A 24448-nucleotide genomic window follows, 5' to 3' on the forward strand; every position below is an offset into this window, starting at 1 on the left:
CTCATGACGACATCCGACACGACGACGCGCCTGTCGGCGCAACTGGCGCACCATGCCGTGCACGCCGATATCGACCATATCCCGGCCGAAGTCCGCCTGCGCGCCACCCACCTCATGCTCGACGCCTTGGGCATCGCGCTGGCTTCGACGCAATGGGACTTCGCTCGCCAGACCCTGGCCGGTCTGCGCGAACTGGCCGGCCCCGGCGGCGACCAGCCCGTCATCGGCCACGGCCAGAAACTGCCCATGCGCGATGCGGTCATCATGAATGCCCTGCTCATTCACGGGCTGGACTATGACGACACCCATCCCAGCGGCGTCATCCATGCCACGACTTCCGTGCTTCCCGCTGTGTTGGGGCTGTCCACGCGCCTGAATGCGTCGGGCCGCGACCTGCTCAATGCCTACGTCCTCGGCATGGAAACCGCCACGCGCCTGGGCGCGGCCGCCAAGGGCGGTTTCCACCAGATCGGGTTTCATCCCACCGGACTGATCGGCGCCTTCGGCTGCACCCTGGCTGCGGCCCGGCTGCTGCGCCTGGACACCGCGCGCACCATCGATGCGCAAGGTATCGCGCTGTCGGTCGCCTCCGGCAGCCTGGAATGCCTGGAGGACGGGGCCTGGACCAAACGGCTGCATCCCGGCTGGGCCGCCGCGGCCGGCATCACGGCGGCCACCCTGGCCAAACATGGCTTCGTGGGGCCCGGCGCGGCGTACGAGGGCCGTTTCGGTCTGTACCCCAGCCACCTCGGCGCGCTGTACGAAAAGTGCGATCTGGGCATGGTCACCGCAGGTCTGGGCGAAGTCTGGGAAACGCTGAACGTCGCCATCAAGCCGGTGCCCGCCTGCCACTTCACGCATGCCTTCGCCGACGCGGCCGGCCTGTTGTCCAAAAGCTGGAATGGCGCGCCGATCCGGCGCATCGTGGCCAAGGTGCCGCCTGGCGCCATGAAAGCCGTCTGCGAACCGCGCGACAAGAAACTGCGGCCCTCCAACGCCTACGAGGCCCAGTTCAGCGTGCCCTACTCCGTGGCCTCCGGCCTGCGTTTCGGCCGCTTCACGCTGGATGCCCTCGATCCGGCTGCCTGGCAGGATCCGCAAACCCTGCAACTAGCCGCGCTGGTGGAGTGCGTGCCCGATCCGCAGGCGGACTTTCCGCGCTATTTCGGCGGGGAAGTGCATATCGAATTGGCCGATGGCCGCGTGCTCTCGCATGCCGAACCCATCAATCGCGGCGCGCCGGGCCGCCCCATCACCAATGAAGACATCGTCGTGAAGTTCTATGAAAACGCCTCGCGCGCGGTCGACCGCAAGCATGCCGATCATGTGCTGAACGCCGTCCTGGATATCGAACACGGCAGCGCCGCCGCGCTGTCCGAACTGCTGGGCGTGCAAGCCCGCATGGAGAATCGTCAATGACGTCGCAATCCCTGGCCTCCCACCAAGACGCGGAACAGGAAGGCCTGATCCTCGACATGCTGGACCGCTTCCTGGCGGTCGAGGTCAAGCCGCATGTCCAACGTCTCGAGCACGATGATATCTATCCCGAGGAAATCGTCGAGAAGATGAAGGAAATGGGCCTGTTCGGCTGCATCATCGATCCCGAGTACGGCGGGCTGGGCCTGTCGACGACGACCTATGCCAAGATCATCGAACGCATGTCGGCGGTGTGGATGTCCATCTCGGGCATCATCAATTCGCATCTCATCATGGCGATGGCCGTGCAGCGGTCCGGCACGCCGGCTCAGAAACGGGAGTTCCTGCCGCGCTTTGCCACCGGCGAGCTGCGCGGCGGCGTCGGGCTGACCGAGCCCGACGCGGGCACCGACCTGCAGGCCATCCGCACGGTGGCGCGCCGCGAAGGTGACGACTACGTGGTCAACGGCAGCAAGATGTGGATCACCAACAGCATGTATGGCAACTGCCTGGCGTTGCTGGTCAAGACCGATCCGCAGGCCGAGCCGCGCCACAAAGGCATGAGCCTGCTCATCGCCGAGAAGGGCCCCGGTTTCATTGTGAGCAAGAAGCTGGAGAAGCTCGGCTACAAAGGCATCGACACCTGCGCACTGTCCTTCGAAGACTATCGCGTTGCGGCGGATCGCCTGGTCGGCGGCGTCGAAGGCAAGGGACTGCAGCAAGTGCTCGGCGGCCTGGAACTCGGCCGCATCAATGTGGCCGCACGCGGGCTGGGCGTGGCGCAGGCCGCACTGGACGAGGCCGTCGCCTACGCGCAGGTCCGCAAGACCTTCGGCAAGCCCATCGCCGAGCACCAGGCCATCCAGCTGAAACTCGGCGAGATGGCGACCCGCACGCAGGCCGCGCGGCTGCTCGTCTATGCGGCGGCCGCCGCGTTCGATCGCGGCGAGCGCTGCGACATGGAAGCCGGCATGGCCAAATACTTCGCCACCGAGGCCGGCCAGGAAAACGCGCTTGAAGCCATGCGCATCTTCGGCGGCTATGGCTACTCCAAGGAATACAACGTCGAGCGTCTGTACCGTGACGCGCCGCTGCTGCTCATCGGCGAAGGCACCAACGAACTACAACGCATCATCATCGCCAAGCAATTGATCGAAAGGAATCCGGCATGAACGCCGCCAGCGAACCCTCCTCTTCCCTGCCGCAGACAGGCCTGCCCCTGGCCGGCCTGCGCATCATCGCCGTCGAGCAGTACGGCGCCGGCCCCTTCGGCACCCAACATCTGGCCGACTTGGGCGCCGAAGTCATCAAGATCGAGAACCCGCGCGACGGCGGCGACGTGGGCCGTTCGGTCGGGCCGCACTACTTCGGCCCGGGCGACAGCCATTTCTACCAGTCCTTCAATCGCAACAAAAAAAGCATCACCCTGGACCTCAAACTGCCCGAAGGCAAGAAGGTGCTGCGCGAGCTGGCCGCCGGCGCCGACGTGGTGTTCAACAACCTGCGCGGCGATCTACCGGGCAAGCTGGGGCTGACTTATGAGCAGCTCAAAGACGTGAATCCGCAACTGGTCTGCGGCCATCTTTCGGCCTATGGCCGCAGCGGTTCGCGCGCGGCCTGGCCCGGCTACGACTATCTCATGCAGGCCGAGGCGGGCTATCTCTCCCTGACCGGTGAACCGGACGGCCCCCCGGCGCGCATGGGCCTGTCCATCATCGATCTGATGACGGGCACCACGGCCGCCATGGGGCTGCTGGCCGGTGTCCTGGGCGCGCGCGCCAGCGGCCAGGGACGCGATATCGACGTCAGCCTGTTCGACGTCGCACTGCACAACCTGGCCTATGTGGCGACCTGGTACCTGAATGCCGGCAAAGCCATCGGCCGTGAACCGCGCTCCGGCCATCCCTCGCTGACCCCGAGCCAGTTGTACAAGACCCGCGATGGGTGGATTTTTCTCATGTGCAACAAGGAAAAGTTCTTCGGCGTGCTGGCCGAGTGCGTCGGCAAACCGGAATGGATCACGGCGGCGCACTACAAGACATTCAGGGACCGTCTGGCCAATCGCGAGCGCCTGACCGAAGAGCTGGATGCGGTCCTGCAACAGGAAGACACCGCGGAATGGATGCGCCGCTTCGCCGGCAAGGTTCCGGCCGCCCCGGTCTATGACGTGCAGCAGGCGCTCGACAGCGATTTCGTCAGGGAACAGGAGCGGGTGCTGGACTTCGCCCATCCGCAAGGCGACGTACGCATGGTGGCCTCGCCGGTGCGCGCCGGACCGCACCCGGTCAATCCGGCGCCGTCCATGGGGGCCAACACTGACGAACTCCTGCGCGAACTCGGCTACGATGCGGAGGATATTGATCAGCTCCGCCACCGCTCCGTGATATGACCTCCGACGCCGCCTCCGCCTCTCCTTTCGCGCTGAACCCGGCGCTGAAAGCCAGCCAGCCGCGCTATATGCAATTGGCGCAGACGCTGCTGAGCGAAATCGAGAGCGGGCAGTATCCGGTCGGTTCGCAAATGCCGACCGAGTTCGAACTGTGCGAGCAGTTCGGCGTGAGCCGCTCGACCGCGAGGGAGGCGGTCAAGCGCCTGGTCGACCTCGGCCTGGTGGTGCGCCAACCGCGCATCGGCACGACGGTCTGTGCGCGCACGGTGTCCACCGGCTATCGGCAAAGCGTGGCCGATGTCAGCGATCTCTACCAGTACGCATCCGAAACGACCTTGGTCATCGAATCGCGCCAGACGCGCGAGATCGATGCCGAACGCGCCCGCGCCCTGGATGCGACGGCCGGCGAAACCTGGCTGCACCTGCAGGGCCGGCGCCACGCCGGCAATCCCGCGGAACCCATCTGCACGACCGAGATCTGGATCCATCCCGCCTTCCGCTCCATCCAGGGCATGCATGGCCCGCTCAAAGGCGCGGTGCACGCCCAGATCGAAAAACACTTCGGCGAGGTGATCGCCGCGGTTGAGCAGGAGATCCGGGCCGTCGTCCTGACCAGTGCCGACGCGCAGCAACTCAACGCCCAGCCGCATACCGCGGCGCTGCTGGTCACCCGCAAATATCGCAACCGGCGCAACCAGCTCGTCGAGTTGGCCACCAGCATTCATCCGGCCGACCGCTTCAGCTACAGCACCGTCCTGCGCCGCGAATGGGGCGTGGGCATGAAGGACCGCTGACCCATGACAGATCGCAGTTTTCTTTTCGTGCCGGGAGATCGTCCCGAGCGCTTCGACAAAGCCGTGCGCAGCGGCGCGCATCAGGTCATCATCGACCTCGAGGACGCGGTCACCCCGCAGCGTAAGGATGCCGCGCGCGAGGCGGTTGCCCTCTGGCTGCGCGACACCGACGTGCAGGTTTGCCTGCGCATCAATCCGGCGGACACGCCCTGGCATGAGGCCGACCGCGCCTTGCTGGCCTGGCCGGCAGTCAGCCGCGTGATGCTGCCCAAAGCGCAGGCGCGCCCGGAACTGGAAAGCCTCGCGCGCGTGCTCAACGCCCAACAGCGCATCCTGCCACTGGTGGAATCCGTGGCGGGCTGGTTCAACCTGGCCGAACTGGCGGCGGCGCCACGCGTCGAGCGGCTGGCCTTCGGCTCCTTTGACTTCATGGCTGACTCGGGAATACAGGGCGACGGCCCGGAACTCGACGCGGTACGTACCCAGTTGGTATTGCATTCGCGTCATGCCGGCCTGCTGCCGCCCATCGATGGCGTATCACTGGCCACAGACGATGCCATCCGCCTGGAAGAGGAAGTGCGCCGCTCCAAACGCTGGGGCATGGGCGCCAAACTGTGCATTCACCCCAAGCAGGTCGGGGTGGTCAATCAGGGCTTTGCGCCCAGCGAAGCGGAAGTGACCTGGGCGCGGCGCGTCGTGCAGGCGCTGGCCGAAGCGCCGCTGGGCGCGGTGGCCGTGGACGGTAAGCTGGTTGACAAGCCCATCGCCAAGCTGGCGCAAGCCATCGTCGATGAGGCTCAGGCGGCTGCCGTGCCCGGGCCGCAGCATGCGGCCCGGCCCACAGGACTCACCACTGGTATTTGAATCCCACCATTGCTCCGATGCCCGACCCCTTGCCGCTGTCTATGGGGAAGTTGTAGTCGATGGAGGTATAAAGGCTGGTGCTCTTGCCGACCTGGCCCGTGATGCCCGCGCCGACCTGCGCCCAACTGCCCCCCAGCTTGGTTTTGAGCAGCACCGGGTTCTGGCCGTCCAGAGTATTGAACTCGGTTTTCGCCTTCGCGCCGAAGTCCTGCCAGAGGTTGGCCCGGGCAAACGCGCTCAGATTGCGGTCCGGGCGCGAGGACAGGTCCATGCTCAACTTACCACCGACCCGGCCATACAGCGCATTGCTCGGCCGGTAATCCACGCTCCCGAAGCTGTCACTGCCTCCCGTCAAGGACACATGCTGATAGATCAGCTGCGCCTGCGGAATGAAGGAGAATTTTTCGCTCAGGGCAATCGGATAACCGGTTTCCAGCGAGCCGACATAGCCCCAGCCGTCGGAGCGCAGGCGCTCGCCATCATCGGACTTGGCTTTGATCCTGCCATACCGGGTAGCCTGCGCAACCACATCGACATACCAGCCGGTAGTGGCGCGACGCGTGAAGTAGGCGCCTGCGGAGTACGCGTCCATATCGACGCGGCCGACACGGCCGCCGTTGGCCTGATCGACTTTGGCCTGTGCCTGCCCCGCCCCGAAATAAACGCCTGCGATATTGCCCGCGTTGTTGTCATCCAGGCTGCGGTACAAATCCACCCCGGTCTGAAACCCGCTCAAGGTGTAATGGTAGGCGGGCCCCTTGCTGGCGAAAGCTTCGAGCCTGTCCTCAAAACCAGAACCGGCAAAATCCGTGTTGCCTTTCTGACCGAACAGCCTGCCCCATACGGCTTTGCCCGCTCCCGCGTCACCACAATTTGTGGTCATGGCGTCGACGTAGGCGCCGGATCGGTCATCGCAAGTACCCAGCATGGCCAGCCCAAAGCGGCTGGCCAAGCCCGGAGAGCTCATATACACCGGCACTTCCGGCCGATAGGGGTCTGTCGGGATAACCGGGTCGACCGGGTCGACCGGAACATCCAACGAAGAGCGCAGATACCAGTTGCCATTGGCATCCCGCACGCCATGCTGAAACAATTGGTACTCATAAGCGCCTGCCTTGACGGCCGACCCGAGGACAAAGGCGTCCGCCGCCGATGCGGCCGCTCCCCCGGTCACATGCACGAGTTCGATGCCGTCGTTCGATGTCAGGGCACCTAATCCACCCGCATTGCTGACGAACACTCGCGTAGCGCCGCCCGAGTCGACCGTCACGCTGCCGGCCACGACTTTATCGGCCACGGAGCTGTCGTTGCCCAGCGCCACTCGGGTCAGCAACGACCCGCCATTGGACGCATAGTTGTTGCTTACGGTCAGCACGGTGCCAGGCGCGCCGCCCAGATCCACCACCCCGGCGTTGTTCATGCCGCCCACCGTCTGGGACAAACCCAGGAGCTTCATCATGCCGGCCGCCCCCACCGTGACGGCGGAGTTGGGACTGAATACGTTGGCCGCGCCAGCCGCCAACACGCCCTGGTTGATCTGCGTGGCCCCTCGATAGGTATTGGCCCCCGATAGCATGGTGCTGCCTGCGCCATCCTGGGTCACGCCGCCACTGCCGGAAATCACGCCGGCGAACGTGATGTCATCGGCACGGTTAAAGGCCAGGGTTCCGCTATTGGCCACATTGCCGACAATGGAACCCGTGGTGCCGCCATCGCCCAGCTGCAGCCGGCTGGCCGCGCCTATCGTGGTGCCTCCGGTATAGGTCATGTCCTTCAGAAAGGTCACATCCGCCTTATCCATCACCTGTACCTGTCCGGCACCGGCGATCATCAGCGTGGTCGCCCCATTCTGAAAACCGGTAACGGCCGAGCTGGTGTGTTGCGACAGATCGCCAAACACCAGTCGATCCGCCGCGGTCACCAGATTGACGCCGATCCCGGCCACGCCCTGGGTTCCCACGGCCGTATCCAGGCCGTCGGCCGTGTTGAGCACGACCGTGGATCCGCCCGTGACCGTCACCGTACCGGTAAATCCGCTCTGCTGGCCATCGATGGCCAACACCGAAGGATCGATGACCAATTGCCCAGGCCCAAACAGCGTATTGTTGGCCAGATAGCCGCCAGAGGTGTCACCGGCCTGGCGCTGAGCATCCGTGACGGTCAAGGTCGCGCCATCGAGATGGACCGCCGAACCCGCCGACGTCGTCAATTTGCCCACACTTTGGTTGTAGCCCGCCAAGTCCGCGATGGCGCCGCCTTGCAACAACAGCTCGGCGGTCTTGCCAAGCACATTGGGGTTGGCCATGAGCAGCGTGCCCGTGCGCACATCGGTCACGCCGGTATAATCGTTGTGCGTGCCGGACAAGGAAATGACGTTAAAACGCCCGGACAAGGCGTCCACCGCGAGGTCGCCCGCTCCGGTCACCTTGACGTCCAGATTGTTGACCAAGCCCGAGGCGCCCGACAGGTTCAGCATCAGGGCATCGGCGCCCGTCCCTATCAGATTCAACTGGGTCAAGCCATAACCGGCATAGAGCCCGTCATCTCGCAGGCCGGTGTGCAAACGGTAGTCGTAGGTCGCCTCCGCAGCCAGCACGCCCCCCTGTAAGAGATTGACCACTTGCGCATCGGTGATGACATTGCTGCTCTGGTCGACCAAGACCAGGTTCGCCCCTGTGCCACTTAAGGTGCCCAGGCTATTGACCAGCTTGATATCGACCCCACCGATACCTTTTTGCTGATCGAACAAATGTGCGGTGCCGGGGGCCGTCGGGGTGTAGTTCTTAATATCGACACCAGGTGGCAACACGATGCCCACATTACCCACGCGACCGGCATCCAGCAAACCACTGGTGTCGATCGTGCCATTGGAAACGGAAGAGTTAGGTGTGGTGACATCGAAGTTGAGTGTGCCGCCATCGATGATCAATCCGCCAATCGCTTGGGATCCCTGCCCCACGTCGGTCGTGTTGCCGGCCTGCAGCACCAGGGTGGCGTTGGTCAGCGCGGCGGTATTGGCGTTGACGCCGGAGGCGTCGCCGAGCTCAAACCGGTTCTGGCCTAACTTCACCGCACCGGCATAAGCCGAGCCCACGCCTGCGCCGAAGCTGAAACTCTGCCCGCCATTGCTAGCCTGCAATGTGCCCGTGCCGGTCAGCACGTTAGTGAAGGCCATGGCACCGGTGGTGTTGAGCGTCAGCAGCCCATCGCGGTCGATGAATACGCCTCCCGTACCCAGGTTCTGGGTACTCGTGGTCGCGGCCGCATCCACGGCGAGTTCACCGCCGTATACGTTGACTCTCCCTTGATAATTGGCGTTGCCCCCCGTCAAGGTGGTCTTCCCGGCGTAATTACTGACGCTTTGCGTGCCCGCCGCACTACTGTTGAGCGCCGGAGAGAAGACATAATTGGCGGACGTGTGATTGAAATTCAACTCCGCCGTGCCCGGGCCAAAGACCACGGACGGCCCGTCCACGGTGCCGGGCGCGACGGGCGCCTGCCCTGCCTCGGAGCCGATATTCACCACCCCCTTGCCGGCCCCCGGGCCCAAGGAAATACCGGAGGTCACGGTGGCCTTGCCGCCATTCTGCAGCGTCAGTGTGCCCTGCCCGTTGCCGCCAAAATAAAGTATCCCGTTAACCCGCCATTCGGAACCAGCCCCGGAAACCAGGGCGCTCCCGACGGCATTGGTCGCACTGCCCACCGTACCGCCATCAATCGTAAACACCCCCCCGTTGGTGATACGCAGCGCACCTGTGGATCCGCCCTGTGAGCCGATGACGGCCCTCGCTCCGGAGGCGCGTCCGCCGTCGAGGGTGAGAACACCCTGCCCGGTATAACCCACGTAATAATTACCGCTGGCGGAGGCCTGGGCGCCGTTTAAGGTGAGAGTGCCCGGTCCGCCATACCCCACGTAAATGTCAACATTACTGCTTATCTTTGACCGGTCGTTGGCGGTGACATCCCCCTGGCTTCCCTGGCCGCCGATGACGATGCCATCGGCACTGGTCAGCAGCGCATCGTCATTCAGAATGATGGTGCCCGTGCCGCCCGACGACGTCGGGGAGCTGCTGTTGCGGTACTCTCCGCCCACGAATATCCAGGACGTATTGACCACGCCATTGTTGTTGACCTCCAGCAGGCCCACGCCGGATCTGCCCACAACGAAGTTATCCTGACCATAGCTGCCTCGGAATACCCCGCCGTTGACAATGACATGCCCGTTGGACCCGGCCTGCTCGCCGATTCTCACCGACCAGTTGGTGCCCGCCTGCACCTGTCCGCTATTGAGGATCAGCGTACCCTTGCCCGTGCTGCCCACATTCAGGTACTGATTGGATATCAGCGATCCGCCATTGATTGTCACAAGGCCGTTGCCATTTCCGCCCAGCCCGATGTCGATGACGTTGTAATACCCTGCGGACACGGTCGCATTATTGAGCGTCAGGCTTCCCGTGTTGTTGTCGCCGATCGACAACCCGCCGGTAGTGAGCGTCGCGCCGGTGACCACCAAAGCGCCCGTGCCTCTGGTGCTGCCCAGATTGATGGTGCTGACCCCATACGTCCCGGAACCGGGAGCCAACACCGCAGTGCCCCCGTTGTCGACCACCACATTGCCGCCGCCATCGGGCGGGCCGGCCGGCGTCCAGTTTCCTGGCGTCATCCAGTCGCCTGACCCGGGCAGGTCCCAAGTAAAGGCAGCGGCGAACGCTTCGGTTCTCACTAGAATCAGGGGGCTCGCCAAAAGCGCCGCCGTTAAGGCTCTGCGAGCAGGAGTAGTTCGGCCTAGACTGGAACACATAACTCACCTCCGTGGTTACCGCCTGTACAGCCATTGTGAGACAACCGAAATTGAAGCGCCGACGCCGCTTGCGTTAGAGATTCAACGGCCACGAGCTTGTCGTGGCGCCGCGGGCATCGGGTTTCAATATGAAAAGCGATTCAGCCTAGCAGTTAACTCAGGATGAGGGCTACTATTATTTTATTGTTGCAGAATCTGCGATTATTGAATAATAAATGGCAATTGACGCAGCGATTGCGTATGACGCTGCGCCTGCCCGGCACATTTTCGCGGCCGGAGGCGGGCTCAGCTATCCACGTAAACCGTAACGCGCCCTGGCCGCCGTGACCCCGCAAAGCGCCAAATCTGGCGCCCGTCCATACGGGAGGGTGTGCAAATGCCTGCGCTCAGTCGCACCTCAACGGACTTCAGTGGCCGCCTGAACAGAAGCGGTGTCTGCCCAAGCGGCCCTGCCGCGGCCGCACCTGCGGTGGCCGCAGCCTTGCGCAGCGGGGGTATTGTTTTGATGCGCCAGGCCTGGTGGCTAGAAGGTAGCCCGCAGCGCCAGGCGGAACGTGCGCGGCTGGCCCTGGAAACTCCAGTAATTCGGATTACCTACGGACTGGTAGTACTCCCTGTCGAACAGGTTATCTACGTTGAACTGCACCGTCAGGTTCTTATTGACCTCATAAATGGCGTGCAATCCAACCAGCGCATAAGGCGACTGCGAAATACGATATTCGTCCTCATCGGCGCCACTGACGTTGTAAATGCCGCTCTGGGCATACACCGAACCGCCGATGCGCAGTTGATTCCAGCGCTGCGGCAAGCGGTAATCGGTCGACACTTTCAACAAATGCCGCGGGTAGGTCGTGGCAAACGCCTGACCTGACTGCGGACCTTGGGCATATTTCGATTGGGTGTAGGTATACCCGAAACTCACATGCCAGGCCGGAGTGAGCGCACCGTTGATCTCAAAATCTACGCCCCGGTTGCGAACTTTCTCCGCAGCCCTATAGCAATAGAAAACCCCTGGCGGGCACAGATCACTGTTCTCGATCAAGTCCGCCCGGCCTTTCTGGTCCGTTTGGAAAACGGCCAGTGCGGCATTGATCCGTTTCTCCAGGAATTCCCCTTTCAGGCCGACTTCATAATTCTGCCCCGTCATCGGCTTGAGCACTTCATTGTCCACACCTATGTTTTCCTGCGGTTTGAAGATCTCGGTGTAGCTTGCGTAGGCAGAAATGTCCTCACTCAGATCCTGCACCAGACCCGCATAGGGCGTGATTTTGCCGCTCTGCTTATAGCGGCTTTCGGTGCGCACGGTCGTCTGGGCATACCGGTCGAAATCAAACCAGCTCATGCGCGCGCCGAGGACCAAGGTCGTGCCTTGCGCCAGGCTGAAGCGCCCGGCGGTATAAATGCCTTGCTGTTTCTGCGTGATGTTGTAATGCCACATATCCGCATCCAGGCCGGTCGGCGCCGGCGGGTCAAAAGCCCCGAGGTTGTTCATATCAACCAGATAGCGGTAACTGACGTCACGCCCGCCGTGGTAACTGAAGTCGTCCTTGCGCGTCGACGCGCCGATGACCAGCTCGTGCTGACGCCCCAGCAACTGGAAGGGACCCGATGCATAAGCATCCAGCCCCCATTGCGTGTCGTCATACTGAAACAAGCGCGGATTCAGGGTGAACAGATCACCGGTGGTGCGTTGCGTGTAATTGCCCAGAAAATCAGACTTGGCAGACAGCCAGTTGCCAGCCAGCGTCAGTTTCCAGCCATTGTCCAGCTCATGCTTGATATCGGCGAAAAGATTGGTATTGCGCTTGTCCAGATAGTTCCAACTGCCGACCAGGGAAGTCTTGCGTGTCATCGGGTAGAAGGAACCGTCGGCGCGCGTAGGCAGGCCGGACCAATCGTAGCCCTGGTTGCGATCCTTCTGGTAGCTCAGGCCCGCGGTGACGGTGGTCGCCGGCGTGACATCGCCTTCCAGAATGCCGTAGAAAAGCTGATTCTCCTTGCCCGCATGCTCGATGAAACTACCCGCATTGGTGTAGGCCATCACGGCGCGGCCACGCAAAGTCTTGGACGCATTCAAGGGCGAAGAGACATCCAGCATTGTCCGATAATCGTCCCAGGAGCCTGCGGAGACGGTCACGATCCCCTGGCTTTCCATGCCAGGCCGCTTGCGGATCAGGTTAATGGCGGCGGCCGGGTTGCCGGCGCCTTCGAGCAAACCCGTGGCGCCGCGCACCACCTCGACCCGATCGTAGATTTCGGTGGTGGGCTTGTTGATGGCATCGAACGAGTAGGCATTGCTGATATTGGTAGCCAAGCCATCGATCTGCAGATTGTCGACCAACTGCCCGCGTGCCTGATAAACCGACCGCTCCGATCCGTTCTGGATGACCGAAATGCCGGTGGTGGCCTGCAACACATCATCGAGGTTCTGCATGGCCTGGTCATCCATGCGCTGACGCGTCACCACCGTGACCGATTGCGGCGTTTCACGTTGCGACAGCAGCAGGCGGGTCGCACTGCTACTGGCCGGTACCACATAGCTGCCGCTAGAGTCCGTCGGTGCCTGTTGCGCCGAGACGGCAACGGGCGCCAGGGTCGTTGCCTGTACATCCACGCGCCGCAGGGTCAGCGTGCCATCGGCCACTCGCGCAGGCTCCAATCCGCTACCGGCCAAGGCTGCGCGCAACGCCGCGTCGACGGTGTACACGCCGCGTACCGCGGGTGCGTGCAGGCCGCGCACCAACTGCGGGTCATAGGACACGACGATCTTGCCCAGCCGCGCGATTTCCGTCAGGGTGGTGTCCAGGCTCGCGGCAGGCAGTGCAAATGCCAGCGGCGCCGACGACTGGGCATGAACGGGCTGAGACAGGCTGACGGCCGCTAGGGCCACCACCAAGCTCAGGGCGGAAGGAACAGGTAACACGCGCATGAGGATCTCCGATACGTTGCGCACAGCGATATGGAGATATGTGCCGCGAGATCCGAAAAGTGACAGTGGCTTTGAGAAAAAAACTCAGGCTGTGCGCACGTCGATCACGGTTAGCCAACGCGTATAACGGCTGACGGTGATGGGCAAGGTGTGTTCCAGCGCACTGAGGGCACGATCGGCGTCATCCAAAGGATAAAGGCCGGAGACCGCAAGCGTGGCCGCCTGCGGACTCACCCGCAACAAACCCGTGCGATAACGTTCCAGCGCCGTGACCACCGTCCCCAAGGGCTGATCGCGCACCTTGAGCCAGCCCTCTTGCCAGGCGGCGGCATCTGCCATGGGCTCAGGCCGATCAGCCCAGGTTTGCCCGAAACGCGTGCCCTCGCCGGCGTCCAGCATGACCGGCTCGCCGGCACGCGGCAAGACCTCGATGCGGCTTTGCAAGGCAACCGCCAGGCTGGACTGCCGCTCCAGGCGCACCATGCAACTGGCGCCGGCGCTACGCACCTGCCCGTGCGGCGTCAACACCTCAAACAAGGCCAAGGGATCCTCACGCGGCTGGAGCAGCAGCGCCCCCTCCAATAGCCGTATGCTGCGTTGCCGCCCCGCAAAGGCCAGATCCACCCGGCTGCGTGCATCCAACGTCAGCATGCTGCCATCCGGCAATGTGAAGGACCGGCGTTCTCCCGTGGCAGTGCCCAGATCGGCCAGCATATTGCCCAAGGGGGTGACGCGATCCGTGGCCCAGGCGCCGACTGCCGCGGCGCCCACCAGGCCCGCCGCATTCAGCAGAATCCGGCGCCGAGCGGGACGTTCCAAGGTGCTGCGCAAGGCGTGATACTCGGTTTTCATCACCGACTCCAGGCGCCCGACCGACTGATTCAACCCCTGCTGCAAACGGCCCCAGGCGCGCTCATGCGCGGGATCCGCGGCACGCCAGACGGCGCAGGCATGCCGGTCAGCATCGGTCGCCTCGCCCGACGTCAGCGTCATCCAGAAAGCAATCGCTCTGTCGCCGGGTTCTGCTGCGGCCTGGTCACGCTTCACGTCGATTCCGCCAGCGCATAGCAGCGCGCCAGCGCCTGCGCGATGTACTGCCGCACCATGCTTACCGACACTCCCAGCAAGGCCGCGATCTCCTTGTGCGTCAAACCATCGAGCTGGCTGTACAGAAAGGCCGCGCGCGCCTTGACGGACAAGCCGTCGAGGATTTGGTCGACCTGCTGCAGTGTCTGCAGCGCGCTCAGTTGCTCCTGAGGGGAAGGCGCGAGAGCCTCCCCCTGCGCAAACAGGCTTTCGAGCCAGGCGGCCTCGAGTTCCCGGCGGCGCCACAACTTCCAGACCAGGCGCTTGGCGATCGTGATGATGAGCGCCCTCGGTTCGCGCACAGAAGCCAGTCGCGGCGTCTGAATCAATTGCACGAACGTATCGCCGGCGATGTCCTCAGCATCCTCGATGTTGCGCAACCGGGTATAAAGCCTGCCCAACAACCAGGGCCGGTCTTCGGTATGGATGCGAACCAGAAGTTGCTGGTCCGATAAAAGAGTAGACGGCGAAAGCATGGCGGCGCGGACCGATCTTCCATCAGGAATGGGAATCGATCGCATTCTATATCAGACGGGCGGGTTCGGGCACGCCTGGTGCCCGGACGCCAGGCGTGCCCGAACGCGCTGCGGCGCGGCGGTGTAAGGTATGCAAGACTGCCCGATGATAGACCCGCCCCGCCAGGCACGAATCGACCGGCCAGTGACGGCCCGGCGCAGTCTGCCCTTTCCCGTCGTTCATTTCTGGAACTGTCATGAATGCGCTGACTCAAGCATTGAAGCAGGCAGATCCGGCCCTGCTGGCCGAACTCGAAGCCATCTACAAGGATCTACACCAACACCCTGAACTGTCCATGCAGGAAGTGCGCAGCGCTGGGATCGTTGCCGAGGCAATGCAGCGTTATGGTTACGACGTGACCCCCCATGTCGGCGTCACCGGCGTGGTGTGCGTCATGGAGAACGGCGCCGGCCCGACGGTCATGTTGCGCGCCGACATGGACGCGCTGCCGATGGCCGAAAACACCGGGCTGCCGTATGCCAGTACCATCACCGTGCGCGACGCCGACGGCATGGAGGTGGGCGTCGCCCACTCTTGCGGCCACGACATGCATGTGACGTGGATGCTTGGTGCCGCCCGCATTCTGGCGTCTAACCGCGGCGCCTGGCAGGGTACCCTGATCGTCGTATTCCAGCCGGGAGAGGAGACGGCCGAAGGAGCCAGCGCCATGGTGAGCGACTGGGGGCAAGACCGCTTCCCCAAGCCCGACATCATCCTGGGCCAGCACGTCATGGTGGGGCCGCAGGCACCGTCAGCTATCGGCCTGGCGTCACCCTGTCGGCCGGCGACAGCCTGAAAATCCGGCTATTCGGGCGCGGCTCTCACGGCTCACAGCCGCAAACCTCGATCGATCCGGTCATCATGGCTGCGGCCACCACGCTACGGCTGCAGACCATTGTCTCGCGAGAAATCGCGCCCACCGAGCCCGCGGTGCTCACGATCGGTTCGCTGCAAGCCGGCACCAAAGAGAACATCATTCCGGACGATGCGACGATCAAACTGAATATGCGCACGTACAGCGAAGATACGCGGCAATACATGCTCAAGTCCATTCGCCGCATCTGCTGCGCCGAGTGCGACGCCTCCGGCGCCGAACGCGCGCCAGAATTCACGACCATCAACAGCTACCCCCTGACCGAAAACGATCTGGCAGCCACTCAGAGAGTCGGCCGAGCTTTCGAGCAGCAATTCGGCAAGAATGCGGCCCTGGCCGCCGCGCCGGCGGCAGCCAGTGAAGACTTCAGCGTTTTCGGCCGAACCTGGAACGTCCCCTACGTCTTCTGGTTCGTCGGGGGCACCCACCCCGAGATCTACGCCAAGGCCCTGCGGGACAAAACCGTGAACCAAATCCCAAGCAATCACTCCCCGAAATTCGCACCTGAAATTCATCCTACGCTGGAGACCGGTTTGCAAGCCATGTTGACCGCCGCCAGTGCCTGGTTGTGTCCGCAACCATGAGCGTGCACGAATTGGCCCTCGCGGCCTTGAATCAGCACGGTCTGTTTACCGTGCTTGATCTGGCGGGGACATTTGCGTTTGCGATCAGCGGCGCGGTGGCGGCCCGAAATCGCGGCCTGGATTGGTTTGGCGTCATGGTCATCGCCTTCTCCGTGGCTTGCGGCGGCGGCATCGTGCGTGACCTGTGCATCGGCGCGGTCCCTCCGGCCGGCCTGACAGACTGGCGCTACCTGACCGTGGCCATGGTGGCCGCTGTCATGACGATCGCCGCAGGCTCTCTGGTGACCCGTTTGGCGCACCCCGTAACCTTTTTTGACTCCCTGGGGCTGGGCTTGTTTGCGGTCACGGGAGCGCAGAAAGCGCTGATCTACGGACACAACGCCGAGGTCGCGGTGTTGCTCGGGGTGGTTACCGCCGTGGGCGGAGGCGTGGTGCGTGACGTGCTGCTAAACCGCGTACCGGTCATCCTCCAACGCGAGATCTACGCCTCTGCCGCATTGGTCGGCGCGCTCATCGAGGTGGTGGGGGAACGCCTTGGATGGATGTCGAGCGCGCGAACCTGGTTCGCGCTGTTTGTTTGTTTCGCCCTGCGGTATCTATCGCTACGCTACAAATGGAACTTGCCGCGCGCCTCCGACTACGGAAAAAAACATAGCGACTGACCCCTTCGCCACGTAAAGAGCAATAGCCCGGTTGGCATTCTGTGTTGCGCGCGCGGTGAGCTATCCCGCCGTAGAATGCCTACAGCGCATCGCCGCCACTCAAGGAGGGCTGTCATGACCCGCCCAAGTTTGCACGCACGCCGCCTCGGTGCCTGGACACGGGTTTCCTGCGCGGCGCGCCCGACAGCCGGCTCGGCATCTTTCTCCGATGCCGCGGCAGCCTACCCTGATGGCAGTATGTCTGCACCATTGTCTCAACCGGCGCGCAAGCCTTTGGCGACTGGCGCAAGGCCACAGACACGGCGTTCGCAACCCAGACCCTCGTTTGTTCCTGAGCGCTGCCCAACCCCTCTCGTCGAGCCGGAACGCTTGCGCGAATCATCGCCACGCCATGGGCCCGACGACAGCTTCACCGCCAAACACGGGAGATCAACATGAGCCAGAAAGTTCTCATCACCGCAGCCGCATCCGGCATCGGGCTTGAAATTGCCCGGGCTTACGTCGCGGCGGGCGCCACCGTCTTCATCACCGACATCAATCAGCAGGCGATCGACGCTGCCCAACGGGAAGTCCCCGGCCTGCTGGCAACGCTGTGCGACAACGCCAAACTCGCCGACATCGAGAAAATGATCCCGGCTGCCATCAAGGCCCTGGGAGGCCTGGATGTGCTGGTCAACAACGCGGGCATCGCCGGGCCGACCGCGACGGTCGAAGAGGTAGACCCCGCTAAATGGGAGCAAGTCATTGCCGTGGATCTGATCGGCACCTTCAATGTCACCCGCTTGGCCATCCCGCACCTCAAACAGCAAGCAACGGCCAGCATCCTCATCATGTCGTCGCTGGGAGGGCGATTCGGTTACCCCAACCGCAGCCCTTACGGTGTGGCCAAGGCCGGCCTGATCTCCCTGGCGCAGACGCTGGCCATCGAACTGGGCAACGACAACATCCGCGTCAACGCCATCGCCCCCGGCGCCGTGGGCGGCCAGCGCATCGAAAATGTGCTGCAAGGCCGGGCAAGCGCCAATGGCAAAACGGTCGAAGACGAACGTGCCTCCATGCTCAGCATCCAGTCGATCAAAAGCTTTGTGGACCCCAAAGACATCGCCGCGCTATGCGTCTTTTTGAGCTCCGACGCGGGCAAGTCCATCACCGGGCAGGTGATCCCCATCGATAACGGCGCACTCAAAGCCGCGTAAATGCGCCATGGCGCCGCCCAGAAGGCGGGCAACAAAAAACCCGCGTCTCTAAGAGAATCGCGGGTTTCTGCAACTGCGTACTGCTAAGTATTCTTGGTGCGACGGCGAGACTCGAATAGTCAATGTTTATGCTAGTTACAGGCGATTCATCCTGAATAAGTACCCAAACAGGTACCCAAAAATCTCTGCTTGCTGTCAGCGAAGCTAATCAACTATCTGCATTTTCTCCCACAGCACTTACTGACACAAGCTTTCTGAAACATCATTCCGACAGGCTTCTCTATGAACGAACCTCTCTCTGAGGTCATCCGCATCCGGGTGACCCCGTCCCATGCTGCCCGCTTGGGCGAGGCAGCGGCCCTGTCAGGGCTATCCCTCTCTAACTATATAAGGCGGCGGCTCTCCGCCGACGACACGTTGCAGGAAGAACTGGCGCTGTTGCGTCAGATCGTGGCTGACCTGGGCCACCTGCGCGATACCCGCGTGGCTGCTATCGAAACGGCTCATCTGCTGCGGGCCATGGCCAAGCCTGAGCACATCGCCATCGCACAGCAAACCCTTCTGCAACAACGCTAGACCCTTCCCCCGGCCTGCTCTACGGCCACCAGCATTACCCTTCCCGGAGACTTCCCCCATGCACACCCTTCCCGCCCTGCGGGCCGGGGCGCTGGCACTCGCCTGCGTCCTGGCTCCGGCTGCCCATGCCACTGACACCCTGGAACTGCTCACCGGCATCCCCCGTCTGGCCTGCGAAGCGACGTTATGCCTGTCGTCCAGCCTGCGCCCTGGTGAATGCAGCCCTTCGCTGGATCACTACTTCAGCATCAAGAAATTCAACAAGCGCGGCCTGGACTGGGCGGCAACGGTTGCGGCGAGGCGTTCCTTTCTGTCCGAATGCCCCGCATCCAGCGACCCAGGCATGCCTGAGCGCGTGGACGCGATTTCACGCGGAGCCGGGAAATGTGATGTGGAGTTTTTGAATCGCACTTATGCGGCCACCGCATATAAGTGGCGCGAACGCAGCCACAGCTACGGAAGCGGAGACAGCACGGAACCCGTCTATGAAGTCCACCCGCTGCCCACCGTCACGCTTACCCAGCTTCCCACCTACTGCGTTGTCTACAACAATCACGCCTGGACGCATGAACTATCGGTTCGGTACGTAGGCCAGCCGACCATGGGCGGGCGCTGGGTCAAGGCCGCGGACTACGAGGCGGCGCAGGCCAAGTGGGATGCCGAACACGATGGCCGCTGGGCCAGGGGCTGGAATTTCTCCTTGACTGACCCTAGGCGACGCAACGAATACTGAGGAAACTCGCCATGATCACAGAGCTTGCCGCCCTGGCCCTGAGCTGCGCACCTAACATCCACCCGGTCACGCTGCACGCCCTGGTGCGGCATGAGTCCCGCGCCCGCCAATACGCCATAGGCGTGAATCGCAAAGGCCAACACCTGCCGCGTCAGCCCAGGACACTGGCCGAAGCCAGCGCAGCGGCGCAGCGCCTGATCGACCAAGGCATCGACTTTGATGCCGGGCTGGGCCAAATCAATGTGCGCAACTGGGCTTGGCTGAATCTGGACACCGCCACCGTATTTGACCCCTGCCGCAATCTGGCGGCTGCGCAGACGGTGCTGGCTGATTGTTACGTCAGGGCATTGCCCAGCCACAAGGATCCACAGCAAGCCTTACGCGCGGCTCTGTCCTGCTACAACACCGGCAATTTCAGCCGTGGTTTCAGCAATGGCTATGTCGGCAAGGTCTTGACCCAGGCTCAGATCAAAGTGCCCGCCTTAGCTCCGCTGGCCAAAGAAACGCCTCCGCCCACACCACGGGCAGCGTCAGCGGATTCGGCACAAGAGCCGGATCAGGAGCAGAGCACGCAAGCCGAAGGTACACCGGACGGCTTCAGCGCCAACCCGGCAACCGACGGTTTTTCTCGGCCACACGACGGCAAATCCGAATCCGAATCCGAGCAGTAGCCCGACACCTGACGCCCAAGCCGCTGCGGCCATCTCCTTCTTCTTTCATCCTTTACCCCAGCGCGCCCAGCGTCCGGGGCAGGAGTCTTCGCATGTCTCTACTGAAACGCCTCAAAAGCACTGCGCCGCTGCTGCGCTCCATCAACAAACTGACTACTGCCACACTGCTGTTTGGCATCCATCAGACTACAACGGCTCAATCCATCGGGGGGCTTTCCCGAGCGCGCACCACGCTGGAGACGCTGCGCGACAACCTCGACGTCATTCTGCCGATTGCCGCCATCATCATCGGGATCATCATCTTCGTGCTGTATTCAGCCGAAGTGATGCGCAAAGACGATGCCATCCGCTGGGGGATCGGAGTGCTCCTGGCCGGTTCCGCCGCCGAACTGGTGGTGCTGCTCTGGAAGTAAGCCATGACTGAGAACACCTATCCGGTCTTCAAAGGGTTGGGGCGCAAGGCCACCTTCATGGGCGTTCCGACCAAGCTGCTGCTGGGCGCCTTTGCCTGCGTGGCCATGATCGCCATGACGGCGGGCCTGGCCTGGTGGGGGTTGCTGTTTGTGGTCATGCCCGCCCTGGCCATCCTGACCCGCGACGACGATAAAGCCCTGGATGTGATCTGGCTTGAACTGAAGACCCGCCGCCGCAATCGCAATCAACGCTTCTGGCAGGGTTCGAGCTACGCCCTGCAGGGCTATCACCGCCACCGCCCCTGGCGCACGCTCATCAAATAAAGGATGCCCCATGACTGCTGCCGCCACCCTCGCCGTGGATGAACGGCGGGTTTCGCGCTACCTGCCCTATTCCCACCACGTCACCGATCAGATCATCGCCTGCGACAACCACGAGTACCTGGCCGTCATCAAGGTGGCGGGCCGTGCGCCCGACGCCTACGCGCAAGCCGAACTGAAAGACTGGATCGAAGCCCTGCATAACGTGCTGCGCGGCCTGCCCATGGGTTCCATCGGTCTTTATTCCCATATCGTTCGCCGCCGTGTCACGGAATACCCCGAAAGCACTTTCAGTCAACCCTTCGCCGCACAGTTTGACGCTGCTTACCGCGCTACGTTCGACGTCTCAGGCCTGATGGTCAACGATTTGTACCTGACCGTTCTGGTTCACCCGGTGCAGGATCCCGTCCTTGGCACATTCGCCAGCCTGGAGAAAGCGGACGCCCAACGCATCGCGCACTGGCAGGCGGAATCCATCGAGCGCCTGGACAGCATACTGCGCACCCTGACGGCGGGCCTGTACCGCTATGACCCGCACACCCTGAGAATCGTAGATCGCAAGGGGTTCGCGTTCAGTGAAACCGCTGAGTTTCTGAGCTTTCTTCTGTCTGGTCGGCATCGGCCTGTGCCGGTCAGCCGGGAGCGTCTGCGCGATACCCTGCCCTACGCCAGACCAATTTTCGGCCGCCACGGCGAACTGGGTGAACTACGCACCGTCGCCGACTCGCGCCTATTCGGCATGATGGAACTGCGCGACTACCCCGAAGCCAGCAAACCCGGTCACCTTGACCGGCTGCTGGGCCTGCCACATGAGTTTGTGCTCACCCAATCATGGGGCAGCCATACCGGAGCCGCTGCCAAGAAACTGGTCAAGAAGCATCACAAGCTGCTGGTCGATTCGGGCGACGATGCCGACAGCCAAATCAGCCAACTGACCAAGGCGATGGACGACCTGACCTCCAGCCGCCTGGGCCTGGGCGACCATCACGCCACCGTGCTGATCTACGGCGATACCGCCGAAGGCGTGCGCCAGGCACTGGCTCATACCGCAACAGCCCTGGCCGAGGACGCCGTCGGCTTCAGGCCGCTGGAACGGGCACTGGAAGCCGGGTTCTGGGCGCAACTGCCTGGCAACTGGCACTGGCGACCGCGCCCTGTGCCCATCACCTCGCTCAACTTCCTGTGCTTTTCCAGCCTGCACAACCAACTGACCGGCAAGCCGGCAGGCAACCCCTGGGGGCCGGCCGTCACTCTGCTCAAGACGCAAACAGGCAGCCCGTTCTTTTTCAACTTCCATGCGTCCATCGAAGACCTCGATGAAACCGGCAAGCGCCGGCCGGGCAACACCATGATTATCGGCATGACCGGCACCGGCAAGACCGTGCTGCAGGGCATGCTGCTTACTCAGGCGCAGAAGTTTGGTGCTACGTGCGTCGTCTGGGATAAGGATCAGGGGATGCAAGTGCTCATCATGGCGCTGCGCGGCCGGTACTTCAATATTCGCCTGGGTGAAGCAACCGGCTGGAATCCGTTTCAGATGGAGCCCACCAAGGGCAATGTCGCGTTCATGGTGCGTCTGGTGGTATGGCTGGCTGAGCGCCGGGGCGAAGCGGTCAGCACGCGCCAACATGCCGACATCAGCCAGGCCGTGCAGCAGCTGACCACACTCATCGACCGGGAAGCCCGCACCCTCTCGACGCTGAACACGCTGCTGCCTAACCCCTACAGCGAGGATGACAGCGCCAGCACCATTCACGCCCGGCTGGCCCCCTGGTGCCAGGGCGGGGAATACGGCTGGCTGTTCGACAACCCTGCCGACGAACTGAGTCTGGCCAGCGACGGCGGCGCACCTGCCATCTTCGGTTTTGACCTCACCGAGCTGCTGGACGATGACGCGGTACGCGGCGCGGCCACCATGTATCTGAAGCACCGCATCGACGCGCTGCACGATGGCCGCCGCATCATCAACCTGTACGACGAGTGCCAGCACCCGTTGAAAGACCGCCATTTTCAGGAGGACATGCAAGACGCCAGCCGCACCATTCGCAAGAAAAACGGCGTGCTGGCTTTCGCCACCCAGGAACCTGGCGCCATCACGGAAAACTCGGTCGGCCCATCGCTAGTGCAGCAGACAGCCACCTTAATTCTGCTGCCTAACCCCAAGGCTCGTGCCCGCGATTACATCGAAGGCTTCGGCCTGACCGCCGCCGAGTTCGAGCTTCTGAAAACGCTGGGCGAGGCCAGCCGCAAGTTTCTGGTCAAGCAAGGCTCCAGCGTCACCGTCGCCCAGTTGGACTTATCCGGCTGCGACGACGAACTGCTGGTGTTCTCCGGCAGCCCCGACATGGCCGAGATTGCAGAACAAGCCGTTGCCCAGGCCGGGCCGGACCCCGCCGCCTGGTTGCCTGTCTATCTCGATAACGTTCGGCAAAGCCGCCGGAGCACGGCCACCGCGCAGAGAGACCATCTATGAAACAAACCACCCGCGACCGGGCCAAAGATCGCGCCACGCTTGAAGGCAGGCAGCGACAGACACAAGCCCGCGACGATCTACAAGCTGTCAAGGATCAGGACTTCTATGCCCGCCTGGGACTGGAAGCCCCGGATACCCACCCACCGGAGGATGCCTTCATCGTCTCTATCCATGCCGAACACTGGACGCATGAAAACCTCGCGGCAGGCGAAACCCATACCCGAGACATCGAACTGGACCGCGTTACCTTTAATGCTGATGAACTGGTGCGTCACGCACGGGATTACGGCATTTCTGAACCCTCGTGCAACGACCCACGGACGACGCCGGAGATATGGTTTCGCTCCACGTTCCCAAGCGAAGATCGTGCCTATTTTGAGCAAGGTGTGCACAAGTATTACAGCCTGTATGTGCACAAATTGAATGGCCAACCGCCCAACCCGCATGATTATCAACGGATCGCCGATCTGATCGGCGTGCGCTTCGATCACGCGCTAGACCTGACTTACAGGGTGGAACAAGAGGGACCAGACCTATGCCCATAGACACCCAAAACCCTCGACGCAGCCCCACGCCCGATGAAGCCGCAGGCAAGGCCTGGTGGAACATTCTGAAACCTTTGGAGCGTGCCTACTGGCTTACAAAGGTCGGAGCCGCTTGCAGCGTGGCTGACGCCTGGGCAGCGTGCAAGCGCAGCCAGACTCATCCCAATAACCGCTCACCGTAGGAAGACCCCATGAATCGAAGGTATTTCATCACCGCTGCCGGCGCAGCCATCCTGCTGACCGTCCTGGCCGGATGCAAGACGGAGCCGGACGGTGGGAAATTTCTTGGGTACTGGAAATCAGATAGCAAATATGACCCTGATGCTATCCATATCACACGTAACGGCGACAGTTTTCTCTTTACCGTTGTAACCAAGGATCCGTTTGGCGGCGGCTATCAGGCTCACAAGCTGCCCGGCAAACTGGAAGGATCAGACAACATCTTGATTGTCGGCGATAAGCAGATTGCCTACGACGAAGCTGCCGACCTCATCGTTTCAGACCAGATGAAAGCGCATCGCGCCACTGAAGCTGAGTATCTGGCTATTGCTCAGCAGGCTGACGCCACCCCCTGATCTCTGCGCCCTAAGGCGCATTCCCTCGGA

The 24448-nt window shown here is 62.6% G+C and carries 19 protein-coding genes and 1 pseudogene; 16 read left to right on the forward strand and 4 right to left on the reverse strand.

Annotation, left to right across the window (positions count from 1 at the left end):
- Positions 1 to 3 precede the first annotated feature (3 nt).
- Genes CAL22_RS15955 through CAL22_RS15975 form a run of 5 tightly spaced genes read left to right on the forward strand, consistent with a single transcriptional unit; the run spans position 4 to position 5463 of the window.
- Positions 4 to 1419, forward strand: coding sequence for an MmgE/PrpD family protein (locus CAL22_RS15955; RefSeq protein WP_244193908.1), 1416 nt, complete (start codon positions 4 to 6; stop codon positions 1417 to 1419).
- Complete coding sequence (locus CAL22_RS15960; protein ID WP_094814905.1) at positions 1416 to 2588, forward strand: acyl-CoA dehydrogenase family protein; 1173 nt, start codon at positions 1416 to 1418, stop codon at positions 2586 to 2588. The genes CAL22_RS15955 and CAL22_RS15960 overlap by 4 nt, the downstream gene beginning before the upstream one ends.
- Positions 2585 to 3805: a CaiB/BaiF CoA transferase family protein gene (locus tag CAL22_RS15965; protein WP_094814907.1), complete on the forward strand. Its 1221-nt coding sequence runs from the start codon at positions 2585 to 2587 to the stop codon at positions 3803 to 3805. The genes CAL22_RS15960 and CAL22_RS15965 overlap by 4 nt, the downstream gene beginning before the upstream one ends.
- Positions 3802 to 4599 carry a GntR family transcriptional regulator gene (locus CAL22_RS15970; protein WP_094814909.1) on the forward strand — a complete coding sequence of 266 codons (798 nt, stop codon included), beginning with the start codon at positions 3802 to 3804 and terminating at the stop codon, positions 4597 to 4599. Before CAL22_RS15965 ends, CAL22_RS15970 begins: the two co-directional genes overlap by 4 nt.
- Positions 4600 to 4602: 3 nt before the next feature.
- The gene (locus tag CAL22_RS15975) at positions 4603 to 5463 is read left to right on the forward strand and encodes an HpcH/HpaI aldolase/citrate lyase family protein (protein WP_094814911.1); all 861 of its coding nucleotides are present in this window, start codon (positions 4603 to 4605) and stop codon (positions 5461 to 5463) included.
- On the opposite strand, the gene CAL22_RS15980 is transcribed toward CAL22_RS15975, so the two are convergent.
- The 4 genes from CAL22_RS15980 to CAL22_RS15995 all read right to left on the reverse strand — a co-directional run bounded on the left by CAL22_RS15980 (position 5447) and on the right by CAL22_RS15995 (position 14755).
- The gene (locus tag CAL22_RS15980; protein ID WP_094814913.1) at positions 5447 to 10126 is read right to left on the reverse strand and encodes an autotransporter outer membrane beta-barrel domain-containing protein; all 4680 of its coding nucleotides are present in this window, start codon (positions 10124 to 10126) and stop codon (positions 5447 to 5449) included. The two genes, CAL22_RS15975 and CAL22_RS15980, sit on opposite strands and share 17 nt — an antisense overlap.
- Before the next feature lie 661 nt (positions 10127 to 10787).
- Positions 10788 to 13193, reverse strand: coding sequence for a TonB-dependent siderophore receptor (locus tag CAL22_RS15985; protein WP_094814915.1), 2406 nt, complete (start codon positions 13191 to 13193; stop codon positions 10788 to 10790).
- An 84-nt stretch (positions 13194 to 13277) separates the two neighbouring features.
- The gene (locus tag CAL22_RS15990) at positions 13278 to 14240 is read right to left on the reverse strand and encodes a FecR domain-containing protein (protein WP_094814917.1); all 963 of its coding nucleotides are present in this window, start codon (positions 14238 to 14240) and stop codon (positions 13278 to 13280) included.
- A complete protein-coding gene (locus tag CAL22_RS15995; protein ID WP_094814918.1) occupies positions 14237 to 14755 on the reverse strand; it encodes a sigma-70 family RNA polymerase sigma factor in 519 nt (172 codons plus the stop codon). Before CAL22_RS15995 ends, CAL22_RS15990 begins: the two co-directional genes overlap by 4 nt.
- Positions 14756 to 14991: 236 nt before the next feature.
- Here CAL22_RS15995 and CAL22_RS16000 point away from each other — a divergent pair.
- The 11 genes and pseudogenes from CAL22_RS16000 to CAL22_RS16050 all read left to right on the forward strand — a co-directional run bounded on the left by CAL22_RS16000 (position 14992) and on the right by CAL22_RS16050 (position 24418).
- Positions 14992 to 16253 (forward strand): annotated as a pseudogene (locus CAL22_RS16000) (M20 family metallopeptidase).
- Positions 16254 to 16279: 26 nt separating this feature from the next.
- Positions 16280 to 16915: a trimeric intracellular cation channel family protein gene (locus tag CAL22_RS16005; protein WP_094816700.1), complete on the forward strand. Its 636-nt coding sequence runs from the start codon at positions 16280 to 16282 to the stop codon at positions 16913 to 16915.
- Between the two features lie 434 nt (positions 16916 to 17349).
- Entirely contained in the window at positions 17350 to 18111 is a 762-nt protein-coding gene (locus CAL22_RS16010; protein ID WP_094814920.1) for an SDR family oxidoreductase, read from the forward strand.
- A 282-nt stretch (positions 18112 to 18393) separates the two neighbouring features.
- Positions 18394 to 18687, forward strand: coding sequence for a plasmid mobilization protein (locus tag CAL22_RS16015; protein WP_094814922.1), 294 nt, complete (start codon positions 18394 to 18396; stop codon positions 18685 to 18687).
- Between the two features lie 58 nt (positions 18688 to 18745).
- Entirely contained in the window at positions 18746 to 19420 is a 675-nt protein-coding gene (locus CAL22_RS16020) for a TrbM/KikA/MpfK family conjugal transfer protein (protein ID WP_094814924.1), read from the forward strand.
- 11 nt (positions 19421 to 19431) lie between these two features.
- A complete protein-coding gene (locus tag CAL22_RS16025; RefSeq protein ID WP_094814926.1) occupies positions 19432 to 20091 on the forward strand; it encodes a lytic transglycosylase domain-containing protein in 660 nt (219 codons plus the stop codon).
- A 92-nt stretch (positions 20092 to 20183) separates the two neighbouring features.
- The gene (locus CAL22_RS16030) at positions 20184 to 20504 is read left to right on the forward strand and encodes a TrbC/VirB2 family protein (protein ID WP_094814928.1); all 321 of its coding nucleotides are present in this window, start codon (positions 20184 to 20186) and stop codon (positions 20502 to 20504) included.
- A 3-nt stretch (positions 20505 to 20507) separates the two neighbouring features.
- On the forward strand, positions 20508 to 20828 hold the full coding sequence (locus CAL22_RS16035) for a type IV secretion system protein VirB3 (RefSeq protein ID WP_094814930.1): 321 nt from the start codon (positions 20508 to 20510) through the stop codon (positions 20826 to 20828).
- A gap of 10 nt (positions 20829 to 20838) precedes the next feature.
- A complete protein-coding gene (locus CAL22_RS16040) occupies positions 20839 to 23298 on the forward strand; it encodes a VirB4 family type IV secretion/conjugal transfer ATPase (protein WP_094814932.1) in 2460 nt (819 codons plus the stop codon).
- Entirely contained in the window at positions 23295 to 23843 is a 549-nt protein-coding gene (locus CAL22_RS21025) for a hypothetical protein (protein ID WP_143276980.1), read from the forward strand. Before CAL22_RS16040 ends, CAL22_RS21025 begins: the two co-directional genes overlap by 4 nt.
- A gap of 191 nt (positions 23844 to 24034) precedes the next feature.
- Positions 24035 to 24418 (forward strand): hypothetical protein, encoded by a 384-nt coding sequence (locus CAL22_RS16050; protein WP_094814936.1) that lies wholly within the window; start codon positions 24035 to 24037, stop codon positions 24416 to 24418.
- The last annotated feature ends 30 nt before the right edge of the window (positions 24419 to 24448 follow it).

This window comes from Bordetella genomosp. 12 (assembly GCF_002261355.1).
In the GTDB taxonomy this organism is placed as follows: Bacteria; Pseudomonadota; Gammaproteobacteria; order Burkholderiales; family Burkholderiaceae_B; genus Bordetella.

Excerpts from the sequence above, each read along its gene's own strand:
- CAL22_RS15955 (WP_244193908.1), top strand. The coding sequence starts at position 4 with ATGACGACATCCGACACGACGACGCGCCTGTCGGCGCAACTGGCGCAC.
- CAL22_RS15960 (WP_094814905.1), top strand. The coding sequence starts at position 1,416 with ATGACGTCGCAATCCCTGGCCTCCCACCAAGACGCGGAACAGGAAGGC.
- CAL22_RS15965 (WP_094814907.1), top strand. The coding sequence starts at position 2,585 with ATGAACGCCGCCAGCGAACCCTCCTCTTCCCTGCCGCAGACAGGCCTG.
- CAL22_RS15970 (WP_094814909.1), top strand. The coding sequence starts at position 3,802 with ATGACCTCCGACGCCGCCTCCGCCTCTCCTTTCGCGCTGAACCCGGCG.
- CAL22_RS15975 (WP_094814911.1), top strand. The coding sequence starts at position 4,603 with ATGACAGATCGCAGTTTTCTTTTCGTGCCGGGAGATCGTCCCGAGCGC.
- CAL22_RS15980 (WP_094814913.1), bottom strand. The coding sequence starts at position 10,126 with ATGACGCCAGGAAACTGGACGCCGGCCGGCCCGCCCGATGGCGGCGGC.
- CAL22_RS15985 (WP_094814915.1), bottom strand. The coding sequence starts at position 13,193 with ATGCGCGTGTTACCTGTTCCTTCCGCCCTGAGCTTGGTGGTGGCCCTA.
- CAL22_RS15995 (WP_094814918.1), bottom strand. The coding sequence starts at position 14,755 with ATGCTTTCGCCGTCTACTCTTTTATCGGACCAGCAACTTCTGGTTCGC.
- CAL22_RS16010 (WP_094814920.1), top strand. The coding sequence starts at position 17,350 with ATGAGCCAGAAAGTTCTCATCACCGCAGCCGCATCCGGCATCGGGCTT.
- CAL22_RS16015 (WP_094814922.1), top strand. The coding sequence starts at position 18,394 with ATGAACGAACCTCTCTCTGAGGTCATCCGCATCCGGGTGACCCCGTCC.
- CAL22_RS16020 (WP_094814924.1), top strand. The coding sequence starts at position 18,746 with ATGCACACCCTTCCCGCCCTGCGGGCCGGGGCGCTGGCACTCGCCTGC.
- CAL22_RS16025 (WP_094814926.1), top strand. The coding sequence starts at position 19,432 with ATGATCACAGAGCTTGCCGCCCTGGCCCTGAGCTGCGCACCTAACATC.
- CAL22_RS16030 (WP_094814928.1), top strand. The coding sequence starts at position 20,184 with ATGTCTCTACTGAAACGCCTCAAAAGCACTGCGCCGCTGCTGCGCTCC.
- CAL22_RS16035 (WP_094814930.1), top strand. The coding sequence starts at position 20,508 with ATGACTGAGAACACCTATCCGGTCTTCAAAGGGTTGGGGCGCAAGGCC.
- CAL22_RS16040 (WP_094814932.1), top strand. The coding sequence starts at position 20,839 with ATGACTGCTGCCGCCACCCTCGCCGTGGATGAACGGCGGGTTTCGCGC.
- CAL22_RS21025 (WP_143276980.1), top strand. The coding sequence starts at position 23,295 with ATGAAACAAACCACCCGCGACCGGGCCAAAGATCGCGCCACGCTTGAA.
- CAL22_RS16050 (WP_094814936.1), top strand. The coding sequence starts at position 24,035 with ATGAATCGAAGGTATTTCATCACCGCTGCCGGCGCAGCCATCCTGCTG.